The following is a 14,958-nucleotide window of genomic DNA, read 5'->3' as shown; positions in this document are numbered from 1 at the left end:
CCCGGCGGCTCAGCGGCTCTGCCGCTTGAGCCGCACACGCTCCTTCTCGGAGAGGCCGCCCCACACCCCGAACCTCTCGTCGTGACGCAGCGCGTACTCCAGGCACGCCACGCGCCCCTCGCACGCCCCGCAGAGCTGCTTCGCCTCGCGCGTCGACGACCCGGGTGCCGGGAAGAAGAACTCCGGTCCCGCCTGGGCGCACAGCGCGTCCTCACGCCAGGAGAGGTCGGGAGCGAGCTCGGCGGCGAGGCGGGGAACGAGGCCGGGGGCGGGGGCGGTCAGCACGTCGGCATCCCTCTGCATGTTCATCCGCATGTCCGTCCGCATGTCCATCTGCATGTCCATCTGCATGACCGACACGCTGCCGCACTGCCGTAAACGCGCCATCAACGTTCGATCAATGGCGGATACCCGACACACGGTGCGGCTGCCGGTCCCGCCCCCGCCTTCGCCTCCCACCCCGTGGGACCGGTTGTGAACGGACTGTTTCCGACCTCACGGGACCGCTCATTCGGGTCCCGTCACGTGGGAACGTGGGAACCCGATCACCCACGGGGAGCGAACCCATGACGACCGAGGCCGGCATCGTCCGACCCCCGGCGGGCGCCCAGGCGGTCCGCCGCGCTCTGGACGTACTGCACTGTTTCCACGACAACGGGCCCGATCTGAGCGCCTCCGACCTCGCTCGGCGCCTCGGGCTCTCCGCTTCCACGGCACACCGCCTCGCCCGGACCCTGTTCGGCGCGGGCTTCCTGGAGCAGGACGCCCGGACCGCCCGCTACCGGCTCGGTCCGGCGATGACGGAGCTGGGTCGGCTCGCGTACCACCAGCGGGGGCTCCACCTGGCCGCGCCGGAGCTGTCCGATCTGGCCGAGCGGACCGGAGCGACCGCCGAGCTGGCGCTGCGCAGCGGACCGCACGCGGTGGTCGTGGCAGGTGGGCCGGTGACACCGAAGGTGGGACTGCGCCGCCCCCTGCACTCCACCGCGCTCGGCATGGTTCTGCTCGCGTGGCCCCGCGCCGATGACGGCGGCCCGCACGCGCCGCCGCAGCACGCGGTGACCGAGCGGGCCGTCGCCGATCCCTCCACTTCGCCCGCCGAGCTGGCGCGCGTACGGGAGGCGGGGTACGCGCTCGACGAAGGAGAGCCGGGCGTCGGGGTGCGGACCGTGGCCGTACCGGTCCTGGAGCGGGCCGGCCACACACGGTTCGCGCTCGCGGTCCGCGCGGCCCCTGAGCTCATCACCGACGCGCGGCTCGACTGGTTCCTGGCGCAGGCGCGGTCCTGTGCCCTCGCCCTGGAAGTGCTGCTGCTCGCCCCGGGGGAACGGCGCGCGCCCGGGGTCCAGGCCGGTTAGCGAAGACTCCAGGGCGGGTGGCGAAGATTTCCGTACGGTCGTGCGGTCAGTACCATGGGCGGATGAACGGCAGCACCGGAAGCGGCACCGGGACCAAGACCGACGGGCGCGTCGAGCGCGGGAACCAGACCCGGCGCCTCGTGCTCGGCCGGACCATGGACATCGCCTCGATCGAGGGGCTCGAAGGTCTGTCCCTGGGACGGATCGCGACCGAGCTGCAGCTGAGCAAGAGCGGCGTCTTCGCCCTCTTCGGATCCAAGGAAGAGCTCCAGCTCGCCACCATCAGGGCCGCCGTTGCCGTCTTCGCCGAGAGCGTCGTCACCCCTCTCAAGGACGTACCGCCGGGCGCCGGGCGGGTGCGCGCACTGTGCCGGAACTGGCTGACGTACTCCTCGGACCGGGTCTTCGCGGGCGGCTGCTTCTTCTACGCGGTCTCGGCCGAGTTCGACGCCCGTACGGGGCCGGTCCACGACGCCGTCGCCCGGACCCGCCTCGACTGGACCGCCTACATGGAACAGGCCCTGACGGAGGCCCTGGCGGTGGGGGACTTCGTCGAGGACCTGGACGTGGAGCAGCTGGCGTTCGAGGTGATCGCACTGATGGAGGCGGCGAACGCGCAGTCCGTCCTGCTCGGCGACACCGCGCCCTACGCCCGCGCCGAGCGGGGCGTCGTCTCCCGCCTGCGCGCCTCGGCCACGGACCGCGGTCTGACGGGCCTGGCCGACGACGCTTCCTAGGTCGTGTCCGGCGGACCCGGCCATGATCCGCCGGACAGGCCCTGGACACCCCGTGGGCCGGCTCGCAGGTTTCCGCTCACCCGGTCGCCATTCGTTCCTCCGCCGGAGCCGTCAGGAACTCCACCGCCTCGGCCACGACCGCCGGATCCGACAGGATGCGGCGGTGGCCGAGCCCCCGGGTGACGACGAGCCGGGCCCGGTCCCCGTGGGCCCGCGCGAGCAGTCGCGACTGGGCGGGCGGCACCATGTCGTCGCCCTCGTCGTGGAACAGCAAGACGGGCGCGCCGAGTTCGCCGGGGGCCCGGTCGGCACCGAAGCGGTCCCAGATCCCGGGTTCGTCCGGAGCGATCCGCCGCTCCACGTGGTCGCGCATGCACCGGATGACCCGCTCGTCGAGGCCGAGACCCTCCCGGAAGCCCGCGAGCAGCAGCTCGAAGGAGCCGACTCCGCCGAGGCCGACGAAGCGGGCGGTACGGACGCCGTCCCGGAGGGCGAAGAGGCCGGCGAGGACGCCGAAGGAGTGGGCGACGACCGCGTCGAAGTCACCGTGCCGGGCGTGCAGCTCCCGGATGATCTCGCGGTACTCGACGATGTTACTGGCCTGCCCCGAGGAGCCGCCGTGGCCGGGGGCGTCGAAGGCGACCGGGCTGTAGCCGCGGGCGAGGAGCGCCTCGGCGAAGGCGGTGAGCCGTGAGCCGCGCGAGGACCAGCCGTGGACGAGCAGTACGGGCCGGCGGCCGTCGCCCCAGGCGTAGGTGACGACGTCCTTGCCCCGGATCCGCAGGTGACCGGTGCGCGCCGCGTCGAGGAGCTTCCGCTCCCCGGGTCTGACCCGCGCCCGGCCGAGTGGGCGGACGAAGAGGTGGAAGGCCCAGCGCCCGGCGGGTCCGGGGGCGACGCGGGCGGTGGCGTTGAGGGCGGTGCGGATGAGCGGAGCCATGGGGTACATGCCGGATCTCCTCGGTCGTCCTGGCGTGCAAAAATGCTAGCACGATCGTTCGTGTTGTTTCAGGGGGAGGAGAAGGCATCCCGGCCCCCTAGGCTGACCCGGTCACGCACCCAGGAGGCAGGTTTGATCACGGAGTACCAGCAGCGCCGGCGCGCTCAGTACCTCGCCGCCCCCGTCGCGGCGGCCCCGGCGCCCTGGCGGCCGGTCCTGGACCGCGGGACCCCCGTCGGCGGCCTGCTCGGCATCGGCTTCGCGGTCCATCCGGACACCGGACACGCGCCGGACACGGACTCTTCGACGCGGTCACCGGCGAGAAGATCGCACGCGACCGGGATCCGGACCCCGCCACCAGCACCCCCGACGCACACCCGGACCTCACCTGCCCCGGCCTCGGCCCCGTCGCCGGCACCGGGATCCGCATCGCCGGCCTCTTCGGCGGCGGCCTGCACACCACCACACCGGACGGCTGGACGATCGACGTCGTCAGTCCCGACTGGCCCCACGACCGCGTCATCCTCTCCGCCGACGGCGGAGCGAACAGAGGAGCGGCGGGAGGAACCTGGTGGCACGTCTTCCACTCCGACCACTCGGAACTGCGCGCCGCGGGCTTCTCCCCGACCGGCCTCACCCTCGCGGTCGCGACCAGCGGCGACCTCACCCTCTGGACCCGCCCCCGGTTTCCCGTCGAGGACTGAACGGGACCGCCGGAACTGCCGTTCAGCCGGTCTCCTCCTTCTTCGCCCGGCTCGGCTGGACGCGCTTCGGCTCGCCCGGCATCTTCGGGTACTCCGGCGGATAGGGCAGGTCCCCCAGGCCGTGCTCCGCCTCGTCCCGCCGGGCCAGTTCGAGCAGGGACTCCAGGCTGAACCGCTCGTCGTCCATGTCGGCGTGGACGTCGCCGACCTCGGCGTACCGGGCCGGCATCTTCTTGATGTCGAAGTCCTGCGGCACGGCGTCGTCGACCTCCTCCCACCGCAGCGGCGCCGAGACGGGGGCATGGGGGTGCGGGCGTACGGAGTAGGCGGAGGCGATCGTGCGGTCCCGGGCGGTCTGGTTGTAGTCGACGAAGATCCGCTCGCCGCGCTCCTCCTTCCACCACTTGATGGTGACCCGTTCCGGCATCCGCCGCTCCAGCTCCCGGCCACAGGCGATGGCAGCACGCCTGACCTGCGTGAAGGTCCAGCGGGGCAGGATCGGCACGAAGACGTGCAGCCCGCGTCCGCCGGAGGTCTTCGGCCAGCCCCGCAGTCCGTGCTCGTCGAGCACGGAGCGCAGCTCGTGGGCGGCGCGGACGGCGTCGGCGTAGTCCGTGCCGGGCTGCGGGTCGAGGTCGATGCGCAGTTCGTCGGGGTGGTCGGTGTCGTCCCGCCGTACCGGCCACGGGTGGAACGTGACGGCGCCGAGGTTGGCCGCCCAGAGCACGGCCGCCGGTTCCGTGGGGCACATCTCGTCGGCCGACCGGCCGCTGGGGAAGGTGATGTGCGCGGTCGGGATCCAGTCGGGCAGGTATTTGGGGGCACGCTTCTGGAAGAAGGACTCGCCGGTCACCCCGTCCGGATAGCGCTCCAGGGTGGTGGGGCGGTCGCGCAGGGCGCGGGTGATGCCGTCGCCGACGGCGAGGTAGTAGCTGACCATGTCGAGCTTGGTGTAGCCCGGTTCGGGGAAGTACACCTTGTCCGGATTGGACACGCGTACGGTCCGGTCGCCGACTTCCAGTTCCACCGCTGCCGCCTTGCCTGCCATGCCGGTCAGCCTAGGGCTCGCCGACAACTCCCGCATACCGGACAATCGGCTCATGGATCTTCCGGTGATGCCGCCCGTGAAACCGATGCTCGCCAAGTCCGTGAAACGGATCCCGCCCGGGATGCAGTACGAGGCCAAGTGGGACGGCTTCCGCGCGATCGTGCACCGGGACGGGCCCGAGCTCGTCATCGGCAGCCGTACCGGCAAGCCCCTCACCCGCTACTTCCCCGAGCTGGCCCAGGCGCTGGCGGCCCGGTTGCCCGAGCGGTGCGTGGTCGACGGGGAGATCGTCATCGCGCACGACGGGCGGCTCGACTTCGACCGGCTCAGCGAGCGGATCCATCCTGCGGACTCCCGGGTCCGCATGCTGGCCGAGACCACCCCGGCCCTGTTCATCGCCTTCGACCTGCTCGCCCTCGGCGACGCCTCGCTGCTCGACACCCCCCTCGGCGAACGCCGGGAGGCGCTGGAGCGGATGCTCGCCGACGTCGACGCGCCGGTCCATCTGGCACCGGCGACCCGGGACGCCGGGCTGGCCGCCCGCTGGTTCGAGCAGTACGAGGGCGCGGGCCTCGACGGGGTGATCGCCAAGCCCCTCGACCTGCCGTACCGGCCGGACGCCCGCCTCATGTACAAGATCAAGCACGAGCGGACGGCCGATGTGGTGGTGGCCGGCTACCGCTTCCACAAGAGCGGCCCCGTGGTCGGTTCGCTGCTGCTCGGCCTGCACGATGACAGGGGCGTCCTCCAGCACGTCGGCGTCTGCGCGGCCTTCACCGCACAGCGGCGCGCCGAGCTGGTCGAGGAGCTGGAGCCGCTCCGGATGGATCCGCCCGACGGGCACCCCTGGGCCGCGTGGGCGGAGGAGGCCGCGCACGAGGGAGCACGACTGCCGGGCGCGCCGAGCCGCTGGTCGGGGAAGAAGGACCTGTCGTGGGTGGCCCTGCGACCCGAGCGGGTCTGCGAGGTCGGGTACGACCACATGGAGGGCGACCGCTTCCGGCACACGGCGCAGTTCAAGCGGTGGCGTCCCGACCGGACGCCGGAGTCCTGCGGGTACGGACAGCTCGACGAGCCCGTCTCCTACGACCTGTCAGAGGTCCTGGCCTAGACCACCCTTCGCCTCGGTCTGGCACGGGGCATGCCGGAAGACACCGGTCCGGGGAGTGAGATGCTTCACATTCCACAGGGGTCGACGCGCGCCCAACAGCCCCGCATCGAGCATGCGTTCACCGCACGCGCGAGCGATACGCAGGGACGGTGCGCAATCCCCTGACGGCCATCCGCCCTCGCACCTGCGAGAACGCACCCGCGACCGTCCGGGGTCCTCACCCGCTCCCCCGCCGTGGTGCCCGTGCGCCGCGCCGCGGCGCCCCCGCGTCGTTGCTCCGTCGGGACATCGCCGTGCCGGAACCAGTACGACGATCCGGTACGTATGGAGAGCAGACCCTTCCGTACCCTTCCCCGACCCGCTAGGACTGAACCGTGATCACCTCGCCCTCGCGCCTCGTTCCCGTCCCGATTCCCGACCGTGTGGCCGCGCTGATCGGTTCCTGCCTGCCGCTGCACGTCCTCCAGGCCGAGGTCGACGCGGACTGCGCGGCGCGCGAGGTCTACCGGTTCCGGGGACCGCTGTGCGCCGAGGACCGGGCGGACCGCGAGCACGCCCTCGCCGCGCTCGCCCGCGCCAACAAGGTCCTCGCCAAGCACCACCCGAAGCTGCCCGTCACCCCCTGACGACCCGTTTCCCGTTCCTGCGTGACGGCCGGTGTACGTCGCACCCCTGACCGGCCCGCCATACGTCACCCCCGACCGGCCCGCCCGTTCGGCCGTCCCCCGCATGCAGCCGCGCGGGGCCGGTGTGACGCTGCCAGAGTGACCACGATCAGCGACGCAGCGCCCGCGCCCCCGGCCGCCACCGAGCCGCCCGTGCTCGACCGCCGCCGACGCAACATCGTCTTCGGCACGATCATGCTGGGCGTCCTCCTCGCCGCCCTCGACCAGACGATCGTCGGCACCGCCCTGCCCACGATCGTCTCGGACCTCGGCGGCGCCGCCCACATGTCGTGGGTGGTCACCGCCTACCTGCTCGCCGAGACCGTCGCGACCGTCCTCGTCGGCAAGTTCGGCGACCTCTTCGGCCGCAAGGTCATCTTCCAGATCTCGGCCGTCATCTTCATCACCGGCTCGTTCCTCTGCGGACTGGCCACCAACATGACGCTGCTGATCGTCTGGCGCGGCCTCCAGGGCATCGGCGCCGGCGGCCTGATGGTCACCTCGATGGCGCTGATCGCCGACGTGATCCCGCTGCGCGAACGGGGCAAGTACCAGGGCGCGATCGGGGCCGTTTTCGGCGTCTCCACCGTCATCGGCCCGCTGCTCGGCGGCCTGTTCACCGACCATGCCAGCTGGCGCTGGGCCTTCTACGTCAACGTCCCCATCGCGATCCTCGTCGTCATCGCCGCCGCCCGCACGATCCCCTCCGTGCGTTCGGCGAGCCGACCCGTCATCGACTACACGGGCATCGCGCTCGTCGCCGCCGGTGCCAGCGCCCTGATCCTGGCCACGAGTTGGGGCGGCAACGAGTACGCCTGGACTTCCGGGGTCATCATCGGCCTCTTCGCCGGCGGTCTGCTCTCCCTCGCCCTGTTCTGCTGGGTGGAGACGCGGGCCGCTGAACCCATGCTGCCCATGCGGCTGTTCGGGAACCCCGTCTTCACCGTCTGCTCCGTGCTGAGCTTCGTCGTCGGCTTCGCCATGCTCGGCGCGATGACCTTCCTGCCGACCTACCTCCAGTACGTCGACGGGGACTCGGCCACCGTCTCCGGCATCCGCACCCTCCCCATGGTCGTCGGCCTGCTCATCGCCTCCGTCTTCAGCGGCAACGTGGTCAGCAAGACGGGCCAATACCGGATCTTCCCGATCGTCGGCTGCCTGGTCATGGGGCTCGGTCTCTACCTGCTGTCGCTGATGGGGCCGGAGACCAGCACCTGGCTCTCGTCGCTCTACATGTTCGTGCTCGGCATCGGCATCGGGCTGTGCATGCAGGTCCTCACCATCGCCGTGCAGAACACCGTCGACTACACCGACCTCGGCACCGCCACCTCCGGCGTCACCTTCTTCCGCACCCTCGGCAGCTCCTTCGGCACCGCCGTCTTCGGCACGATCTACGTCAACTCCCTCACCCCCAACCTGACCGCCGGGGTCGACGAGGCCGCGGTAGTCGCCGGCAGCCTCGGCGTGGACCCGGCCGGACTCGCGGAGGCCGCGCAGAGCCCGGCCGGAGTGCACGGACTGCCGGACGCCGTCGCGGAGCCGATCGTCAACGCCTACGCCGACACCCTCCACACCGTCTTCCTCTGGACCGTGCCGGTCGCCGCCATCGGCTTCGTCGTCGCGCTCTTCCTCAAGCAGGTGAAGCTCCGCGACTCGGCGCGCGCTGCCGCCCCCGACATGGGAGAGGGCTTCGGCTCCCCCACCACCGCGGGCGACTCGGCGAAGCTCCTCGAACTGGCCGTCGGACGGATCCTGCACCGCACCGACCTCGACACCGTCCGGCGGATCATCGCCACGTCCGACACCCGGCTCGACACCGCCGGCGCCTGGGCGGTGATGCAGGTCGAACTCTTCACCCGGGCGGTCGGACACGCGAGCCTCGGCCTGATCTCGGCGGGTCGGCGCATCCCGCCCGAGGTACTGCTTCCGGCCTTCGACCGGATGGTCGACGAGGGGTTCCTGACCCGGGACGGCAACCTGCTCTCCCACACGCCCGCCGGCAAACGCGAGGCCGACCTCATCACCCACGCGTGGGGCGCGTGGCTCGCCGACCGGATCGAACAGGAGGGCGGCAGGCCCAGCGGCCCCGCACTGCGGGTGGCGACGGACGCCATCGCGAAGAAGATCGTCGCCGAGGACCTCGCGGGCGGCTTCCCGGCCGGCCGGCAGACGGTCCCGGCGGGGGTCCGCTGAGCGGGCGGTGTCAGCGCTCGACGACCGCCCCGCACCGCGTTACTGCGCCACGTCCCCGTCCACGTACACCCAGGCCCCCTCGTGGCGGGCGAAGCGGCTCCGCTCGCTCTGCTCGCCGGGCTCGCCGGCGTGAACGTAACGCGCCGTGAAGGTGACGGTGCCGCGCTGGTGGAAGGCCGTGCCCTCGGTGGTCTCCACGATGTCCAGGCCGGTCCAGCGGATGCCCGGATCGAAGTCGACCCCGTCGGGACGCGTCGCCGGCGCCCAGGTGCACAGCAGGTAGGCCTCGTCGCGGACGACGAAGGCGCTGTAGCGGGAGCGCATGAGCAGCTCGGCCGTGGGCGCCGTACCGCCCGTGCCCGCGTGGAACCGGCCGCAGCACGCGCCGTACGGGGCGTCGAGGCCGCAGGGGCAGGGCGAGGTCGCGGTCACGGCCGGGGCCGCGGCGGCGGTCGTACGGGGGCGGGTCTTGCGTCGGGACATGCCGCCATTGTCCCCCACGGGGAACGCGCGACGGCGCCCGGCATGTGGACGCCCCGGTGGACGCCGGTCGGGAATCCCGCTGCTCAGAGGGTCCCTCCGAGTAGCGTACGAGCATGAAACTGACGATTCTCGGAGGCGGCGGGTTCCGGGTGCCGCTGGTGTACGGGGCGCTCCTCGGCGACCACGCCGAGGGACGGGTCACCCACGTCACGCTGTACGACCTCGACGAGGGGCGGGTCTCGGCCATCGCCAGGGTCCTCGCCGAGCAGGGCGAGGGAGTGCCGGACGCGCCCGGGGTGACGGCGACGACGGACCTCGACGAGGCGCTGCGCGGGGCGGACTTCGTGTTCTCCGCGATCCGGGTCGGCGGCCTGGAGGGCAGGGCGGCCGACGAACGGATCGCGCTCGCCGAGGGCGTGCTCGGACAGGAGACGGTGGGCGCGGGCGGCATCGCGTACGGGCTGCGGACCGTTCCCGTCGCGGTGCGCATCGCCCGCCGCATCGCCGAACTCGCACCGGACGCCTGGGTCATCAACTTCACCAACCCGGCGGGCCTGGTCACGGAGGCGATGTCCCGGATCCTCGGCGACCGGGTCGTCGGCATCTGCGACTCCCCCGTCGGGCTCGGCCGCCGGGTCGCCCGCGTCCTGGGCGCCGACCCGGACGAGGCCTGGATCGACTACGTGGGCCTCAACCACCTCGGCTGGCTGCGGGGGTTGCGGATCGGCGGCCGTGACGAGCTGCCGCGACTGCTCGCGGACGACGAGGCGCTCGGCTCCTTCGAGGAGGGCAGGCTCTTCGGCTCCGAGTGGCTGCGCTCCCTCGGCGCGATCCCCAACGAGTACCTGCACTACTACTACTTCAACCGGGAGGCGGTGCACGCCTACCGGACCGCGGAGCGGACGCGCGGCGCCTACCTCCGCGATCAGCAGGCGGGCTTCTACGCCGAGATGGCGAAGCCGGACACCCCCGCCCTGGACGCCTGGCACCGCACGCTCGCCGACCGGGAGGCCACCTACATGGCGGCCAACCGGGAGGCCGCCGGGATCGGGGAGCGTGACGAGGAGGACCTGGAGTCGGGCGGCTACGAGAAGGTGGCGCTCGCCCTCATGCGGGCCATCGCGCGGGACGAGCGGGCGACCCTCGTCCTGAACGTGCGCAACGGCACGACACTCGCCGCGCTCGACGCCGACGCGGTGATCGAGGTGCCCTGTCTCGTGGACGCGAACGGCGCCCATCCGCTGTCTGTGTCCCCGCTGCCGTACCACGCGGTCGGCCTGGTGACGGCGGTGAAGTCGGTGGAACGGGAGGTCCTCGCGGCGGCGGAGAGCGGCTCGCGGACGACGGCCGTGAAGGCCTTCGCGCTGCATCCGCTGGTCGACTCCGTGGCGGTGGCCCGCCGGCTCGTCGACGGCTACACGGCGGAGCACCCGGGTCTGGCGTACCTACGCCCCTGAGCCGACGGCCTCCTGTACGGCTGACGAACATCTTTACGGGACCGGGGGCGCGGCCTAGGCTCGCGCCCCATGACCTCACAGAACAAGGGTGTTCGACGAGAGGTGGGCCGCCTCGTCACCGCCTGCCTGCTGGCCGCCGGCCTGGTGGGTACCGCGCCGGCGGCGGCGGAGACACCGACGCCCGGTGACGGTCCCATCGTCGTCCCCGTCCAGACCACCGGGCCCACCGACCGGCGGTTCAACCTGGTCTTCATGGGTGACGGTTACACGGCGGCGGAGATGCCGGCGTTCCGCGCGGACCTCGAACGGCACCTGAACACGCTGTGGAGCATCGAGCCCTTCGCCTCGTACCGTTCGTACATCAACGTATGGGCCATAGAGACGCCTTCGGCGGAGTCGGGCGTGGACTGCGACCCCGGTCTGGACGCCCCCGCCCGCGACACCGCGCTCGACATGGGCTTCTGGGGCGGCTGCAACCCGGACAGCGTGCAGCGGCTGCTCACCGTCGACAGCCGCAAGGCCGCCGCGCTCGCCGACCTCGTCCCCGGCACGAGCCGCGCCAACCGGCAGGTGGTCGCCCTCGCCCACAGCTCCACCTACGGCGGCGCGGGCGGCGGATACGCCACCGCGTCCGGCGGCAACGCGCTCTCCTCGCTCATCACCCCGCACGAGATAGGCCATTCCCTCGGCGGTCTGCAGGACGAGTACGACTACTACGCGCGCGGGGTGCCGGGCGGCGCCTACTCGGGCCCCGAGCCCTCCTCCGTCCACCACACCCTTCTCACCGAGCGTCAGATGCTGGAGCAGCGGACCAAGTGGTGGCGCTGGCTGGGCGAGGAGAGCGAGTCGGGCGGGGTCATAGGCCGTCACGAGGGCGGCCTGTACAGCACCGCGGGCGTCTGGCGGCCGAGCCGGCACTCGCTCATGAAGACCCTCGGCTACTCCTTCGACCAGGTGGAGCGCGAGGTCATGGTCCGCGCCATCTCCGCGAAGGTGAACCTCGTCCAGGACCACACGCCGAACACGGCGCCCCTCGGGGCCGACCGGACGGTGTGGGTGGACACCCTGCACCCGGTGGGCGGCGCGCTCACCGTGACCTGGCGCCTCGACGGCCGGACCCTGCCCACGGACGGCGCCCGCACGGTCGACCTTCGCAGGCTGCGGCTCTCCCCCGGCCCGCACAGCCTCACGGCGACGGTCACCGACCCGACGCCCTTCGTCCGCGATCCCGCCGTCCGGGCCTCCGCCGCCCTCACCAGGACCGTCAGCTGGACGGTCGACCCCTCCCTCACCACCGCCCGGGACGACACCCGGGCGGCCTTCACCGGTCACACGCCCCTCGGTGCGCCCGTCGGCGCCAGGACCGTCGTCCACGCGGACACCACGCATCCGGTGGACCGCACGCCGGACGTACGGTGGCGCCTCGACGGCCGTCCCGTGTCCACCGGACCCAACGACCGTGACCTCGACCTCCGTTCCCTGCGGATCACCCCGGGCACCCACACGCTGACGGCCCACCTCGGCGGCTCCGTCGAGGAGTTGAGCTGGACGGTCGACGCCCGGCCGGCCACGGCCGCGTACGAACTGTCGGAACCGCTGCGCACGGTACGGCGCCCCGGACAGCCCGTGGAGTACGTCTACGACGGCCCGTTCACGATGCGGCTGACCGCGCGGGACGACCAGGAGGGCGCGGTGGTGAGCCAGTTCCGGGTGGACGGCGACGGCTGGTACACGTACTACGGCTGGCCGACGGACGCGGAGGCGCCGTTCCGCTTCACGCCGGGCGGCACGGTGATCGACGACCTCGTGTACGGGAAGCTGGGCCGGAGCCGGGCGGTGCCGTGGGACGACGCGACCCCCGACTACGGCACGCACCGGATCGAGTACCGCACGATCGACGCGGCCGGCAACATCGGCCCGGCGCGGGGCTTCCTGGTGACGCTGGTGGAGCCGTAGAGCCTGTCGTGGAACGTGAGGAGGCTAGAGCCTGCCGTGGAACGTGAGGAGGCTAGAGCCTGTCGTGGAACGTGAGGAGGCTAGAGCCTGTCGTGGTACGTGAGGAGGCCCGCCGACGGGTCGGCGGGCCTCCTCACGTACGGGGATCCGGGGCGGGTCAGGGCTTGCGGGCGACCCCGGCCCAGCCCGGGATCGGGTCGTCGCCCTGGACCGGAACGGGCTCGCCCAGCTCCGGGTGCCACTCGGCGGTGAGCGAGACCCCGGGCTCGACGAACTCCATACCGTCGAAGAACGCGGCCAGTTCGTCCCGCGAGCGGGGCCGCAGGGTCAGCCCGCGCGCCTTGTACATCGCGGCCGCCTTCGCCGCGCCCTCGGGGTCGAAGTCCCCGGTGACGTGCGAGAGGACGAGGTAGCTGCCCGGCGCGAGCTTCTCGACGATCTTGGCGACCAGTTCGTACGCGCCGTCCTCGTCCCCGACGAAGTGCAGCAGGGCGAGCATCGACAGCGCGATGGGCTGGTCGAAGTCAAGGACCTTTCCGGCCCTTTCGAGGATGATCTCGGGGTCGCGGGCGTCCGCCTGGATGTACTCGGTGGCCCCTTCCGGGGTCGAGCGCAGCAGGGCGGCCGCGTGCGCGAGCACGATCGGGTCGTTGTCGCAGTAGACGATGCGGGACTCCGGCGCGGCCTCCTGCGCGATCTGGTGCAGGTTGGGCTCGGTCGGGATGCCCGTACCGACGTCCAGGTACTGGCGGACGCCGTGGGCGCTGAGCCAGCGGATGGCGCGGTGCATGAAGGCCCGGTTGACGCGGGCCATGTCCCGGCCCCGGGCGTCGACGGTCAACAGCTGGCGGGCCATCGCCTCGTCGACCGGATAGTTGTCCTTGCCGCCCAGGAACCAGTCGTACATGCGCGCCGGGTGCGGCGTGCTGGTGTCGATGCGTATCTCACTCCGCGGGGCTGCGGGGTCCTGGGTCATCGGCTCTCCTGGTCGGGATGAACGGGCTGCGCTACAGCAAGAGTTACGTGACGTGCGGGGTGAGACGGAAGGGTCAGGTGAGCAGAAAATCTGCCTGACCGGATTTGGCCCCCTGGATGAAAGCGGCGATCTCCCCGTGGGTGTAGATGAGCGCGGGTCCTTCAGGGTCTGCGGACTGTCGCACGGCGACCCTGCCGTCGGCCAGCTTCATGGCCTCCACGCAGTTGCCCCCGTTCCCGCCGCTCCACGGCTTGTGCCAGCCTTCGGCACCGAGCTCAGCGGCGGGCATGCCGTTGTATATGCGATCCATTCACAGCTCCTTGCGGAGATCCCGGAGAATCTCCTTCGTGCGTTGTGCAGTCGCGGCCTGAGCCGCCATGCGGTCCATGACCTCGAGGTGGGATGCCACCTCGGGGCGCGCGTCGAGATAGACGGCGCCGGTCAGGTACTCGCTGAACACCATGTCCGGAAGTTCCGGCATGGCGAAGCGGAAGAGGACGAACGGTCCGTAGGTGCCGGGATGGTGGCCGGACGCGAACTCCGCGATCTGCAGGGTGACGTTCGGCAGCTCGGCCGCTTCCAGCAGCCGGTCGAGCTGGTCGCGCATCACTTCGGGCCCGTCACCGACCGGTCGGCGGAACACCGTCTCGTCCATGATCACCCACAACTTCGGGGCGCCCTCCCTGGTCAGCAGGGACTGGCGCTCCATCCGCAGGGCTACATGCCGTTCGGTCTCCTCGTCCTTCTCGGCATCACTGCCGCCACCGACCGCCCCGCTGCGCAGAATGGCGCGGGCGTATCCCTCGGTCTGGAGCAGACCGGGGACGAACTGGGGCTCGTACTCCCGGATGAGGCTGGCGGCCCCCTCCAGGCTCACGTACATGGAGAACCAGCCGGGCAGCACGTCGTGGAACCGCTGCCACCAGCCGGGGAGGTTGGCCTCCTCGGTGAGGGCGATGAACGCCTCCGCCTCGGAGTCCGTGACCCCGTACTCCTTCAACAGGAGCTGTACGTACGGGATCTTCAGTGCGACTTCGGCGGTCTCCATCCGCCGGACGGTGGCCGGGGCCACGCGGAGGATCTTCGCGGCCTCTTCCCGCTTCAGGCCGGCCCGCTCCCGCAGATCCTGCAGGCGCCTGCCGAGAACGACCTGTCCCACCGTGGGGGCGGACCGCGGCTCGCTCACTCTCAGACCTCCCCGACGCACTGTTTTGACTGAGTGTGCCACGAAGCCCGGCCAGAGAGAACACAGCACTCTGCAATTTCCAGAGTGCCACTTGCCAAGTGTCCGACTCAGGAGGACAGTGTTCCGGTGAACCAGTACACGCTG

General features: G+C 71.7%; 14 protein-coding genes and 1 pseudogene. 8 read left to right on the top strand and 7 right to left on the bottom strand.

Features of this window, described 5'->3' with window-relative positions; all coding sequences use genetic code 11:
- Window positions 1–9: 9 nt before the first annotated feature.
- Window positions 10–303, bottom strand: coding sequence for a WhiB family transcriptional regulator (locus ACIA8N_RS11715; protein WP_365784520.1), 294 nt, complete (start codon window positions 301–303; stop codon window positions 10–12).
- A gap of 263 nt (window positions 304–566) precedes the next feature.
- On the opposite strand from ACIA8N_RS11715, the gene ACIA8N_RS11710 reads away from it, so the two are divergent.
- Both ACIA8N_RS11710 and ACIA8N_RS11705 read left to right on the top strand, forming a co-directional pair.
- Window positions 567–1,358 (top strand): IclR family transcriptional regulator, encoded by a 792-nt coding sequence (locus ACIA8N_RS11710; RefSeq protein WP_365784393.1) that lies wholly within the window; start codon window positions 567–569, stop codon window positions 1,356–1,358.
- Between the two features lie 62 nt (window positions 1,359–1,420).
- The gene (locus ACIA8N_RS11705; RefSeq protein ID WP_365784391.1) at window positions 1,421–2,095 is read left to right on the top strand and encodes a TetR/AcrR family transcriptional regulator; all 675 of its coding nucleotides are present in this window, start codon (window positions 1,421–1,423) and stop codon (window positions 2,093–2,095) included.
- A 76-nt stretch (window positions 2,096–2,171) separates the two neighbouring features.
- Here ACIA8N_RS11705 and ACIA8N_RS11700 read toward each other — a convergent pair whose 3' ends face one another.
- Window positions 2,172–3,044: an alpha/beta hydrolase gene (locus tag ACIA8N_RS11700; RefSeq protein WP_365784389.1), complete on the bottom strand. Its 873-nt coding sequence runs from the start codon at window positions 3,042–3,044 to the stop codon at window positions 2,172–2,174.
- Between the two features lie 123 nt (window positions 3,045–3,167).
- On the opposite strand from ACIA8N_RS11700, the pseudogene ACIA8N_RS11695 reads away from it, so the two are divergent.
- Window positions 3,168–3,739, top strand: a pseudogene (locus ACIA8N_RS11695) (hypothetical protein).
- A gap of 22 nt (window positions 3,740–3,761) precedes the next feature.
- Here ACIA8N_RS11695 and ligD read toward each other — a convergent pair.
- The gene (gene ligD / locus ACIA8N_RS11690) at window positions 3,762–4,787 is read right to left on the bottom strand and encodes a non-homologous end-joining DNA ligase (protein ID WP_365784387.1); all 1,026 of its coding nucleotides are present in this window, start codon (window positions 4,785–4,787) and stop codon (window positions 3,762–3,764) included.
- Between the two features lie 52 nt (window positions 4,788–4,839).
- Here ligD and ACIA8N_RS11685 point away from each other — a divergent pair, with 52 nt between their 5' ends.
- From ACIA8N_RS11685 to ACIA8N_RS11675, 3 genes are all read left to right on the top strand, one after another.
- A complete protein-coding gene (locus tag ACIA8N_RS11685; RefSeq protein ID WP_365784385.1) occupies window positions 4,840–5,898 on the top strand; it encodes an ATP-dependent DNA ligase in 1,059 nt (352 codons plus the stop codon).
- A gap of 374 nt (window positions 5,899–6,272) precedes the next feature.
- The gene (locus tag ACIA8N_RS11680; protein WP_037631047.1) at window positions 6,273–6,524 is read left to right on the top strand and encodes a hypothetical protein; all 252 of its coding nucleotides are present in this window, start codon (window positions 6,273–6,275) and stop codon (window positions 6,522–6,524) included.
- A 138-nt stretch (window positions 6,525–6,662) separates the two neighbouring features.
- Window positions 6,663–8,756, top strand: a complete 2,094-nt coding sequence (locus ACIA8N_RS11675) for an MDR family MFS transporter (RefSeq protein ID WP_365784383.1) — start codon at window positions 6,663–6,665, stop codon at window positions 8,754–8,756.
- A gap of 39 nt (window positions 8,757–8,795) precedes the next feature.
- Here the strand turns inward: ACIA8N_RS11675 and ACIA8N_RS11670 are convergent, their stop codons facing one another.
- A complete protein-coding gene (locus tag ACIA8N_RS11670; protein ID WP_365784381.1) occupies window positions 8,796–9,239 on the bottom strand; it encodes a YchJ family metal-binding protein in 444 nt (147 codons plus the stop codon).
- A gap of 113 nt (window positions 9,240–9,352) precedes the next feature.
- Here ACIA8N_RS11670 and ACIA8N_RS11665 point away from each other — a divergent pair, with 113 nt between their 5' ends.
- Together ACIA8N_RS11665 and ACIA8N_RS11660 are read left to right on the top strand one after the other, a co-directional pair.
- Window positions 9,353–10,696: a 6-phospho-beta-glucosidase gene (locus ACIA8N_RS11665; RefSeq protein ID WP_365784379.1), complete on the top strand. Its 1,344-nt coding sequence runs from the start codon at window positions 9,353–9,355 to the stop codon at window positions 10,694–10,696.
- A gap of 69 nt (window positions 10,697–10,765) precedes the next feature.
- Window positions 10,766–12,652 carry a M64 family metallopeptidase gene (locus ACIA8N_RS11660; RefSeq protein ID WP_365784377.1) on the top strand — a complete coding sequence of 629 codons (1,887 nt, stop codon included), beginning with the start codon at window positions 10,766–10,768 and terminating at the stop codon, window positions 12,650–12,652.
- A 157-nt stretch (window positions 12,653–12,809) separates the two neighbouring features.
- On the opposite strand, the gene ACIA8N_RS11655 is transcribed toward ACIA8N_RS11660, so the two are convergent.
- The 3 genes from ACIA8N_RS11655 to ACIA8N_RS11645 all read right to left on the bottom strand — a co-directional run bounded on the left by ACIA8N_RS11655 (window position 12,810) and on the right by ACIA8N_RS11645 (window position 14,814).
- The gene (locus ACIA8N_RS11655; protein ID WP_365784375.1) at window positions 12,810–13,628 is read right to left on the bottom strand and encodes an SAM-dependent methyltransferase; all 819 of its coding nucleotides are present in this window, start codon (window positions 13,626–13,628) and stop codon (window positions 12,810–12,812) included.
- Between the two features lie 73 nt (window positions 13,629–13,701).
- Window positions 13,702–13,938, bottom strand: a complete 237-nt coding sequence (locus tag ACIA8N_RS11650) for a DUF397 domain-containing protein (protein WP_015037566.1) — start codon at window positions 13,936–13,938, stop codon at window positions 13,702–13,704.
- Window positions 13,939–14,814 (bottom strand): helix-turn-helix transcriptional regulator, encoded by an 876-nt coding sequence (locus ACIA8N_RS11645; RefSeq protein WP_365784373.1) that lies wholly within the window; start codon window positions 14,812–14,814, stop codon window positions 13,939–13,941.
- Between the last annotated feature and the right edge of the window lie 144 nt (window positions 14,815–14,958).

The organism is Streptomyces sp. NPDC051822, assembly GCF_044452745.1.
Taxonomy (GTDB): Bacteria; Actinomycetota; Actinomycetes; order Streptomycetales; family Streptomycetaceae; genus Streptomyces.
This window is presented reverse-complemented; position numbering and strand designations above follow the sequence as displayed.

Bases quoted from the DNA above. Each gene is read 5' to 3' on its own strand.
- ACIA8N_RS11715 (WP_365784520.1), bottom strand. From the start codon at position 303: ATGCAGAGGGATGCCGACGTGCTGACCGCCCCCGCCCCCGGCCTCGTT.
- ACIA8N_RS11710 (WP_365784393.1), top strand. From the start codon at position 567: ATGACGACCGAGGCCGGCATCGTCCGACCCCCGGCGGGCGCCCAGGCG.
- ACIA8N_RS11705 (WP_365784391.1), top strand. From the start codon at position 1,421: ATGAACGGCAGCACCGGAAGCGGCACCGGGACCAAGACCGACGGGCGC.
- ACIA8N_RS11700 (WP_365784389.1), bottom strand. From the start codon at position 3,044: ATGTACCCCATGGCTCCGCTCATCCGCACCGCCCTCAACGCCACCGCC.
- ligD (WP_365784387.1), bottom strand. From the start codon at position 4,787: ATGGCAGGCAAGGCGGCAGCGGTGGAACTGGAAGTCGGCGACCGGACC.
- ACIA8N_RS11685 (WP_365784385.1), top strand. From the start codon at position 4,840: ATGGATCTTCCGGTGATGCCGCCCGTGAAACCGATGCTCGCCAAGTCC.
- ACIA8N_RS11670 (WP_365784381.1), bottom strand. From the start codon at position 9,239: ATGTCCCGACGCAAGACCCGCCCCCGTACGACCGCCGCCGCGGCCCCG.
- ACIA8N_RS11665 (WP_365784379.1), top strand. From the start codon at position 9,353: ATGAAACTGACGATTCTCGGAGGCGGCGGGTTCCGGGTGCCGCTGGTG.
- ACIA8N_RS11660 (WP_365784377.1), top strand. From the start codon at position 10,766: ATGACCTCACAGAACAAGGGTGTTCGACGAGAGGTGGGCCGCCTCGTC.
- ACIA8N_RS11655 (WP_365784375.1), bottom strand. From the start codon at position 13,628: ATGACCCAGGACCCCGCAGCCCCGCGGAGTGAGATACGCATCGACACC.
- ACIA8N_RS11650 (WP_015037566.1), bottom strand. From the start codon at position 13,938: ATGGATCGCATATACAACGGCATGCCCGCCGCTGAGCTCGGTGCCGAA.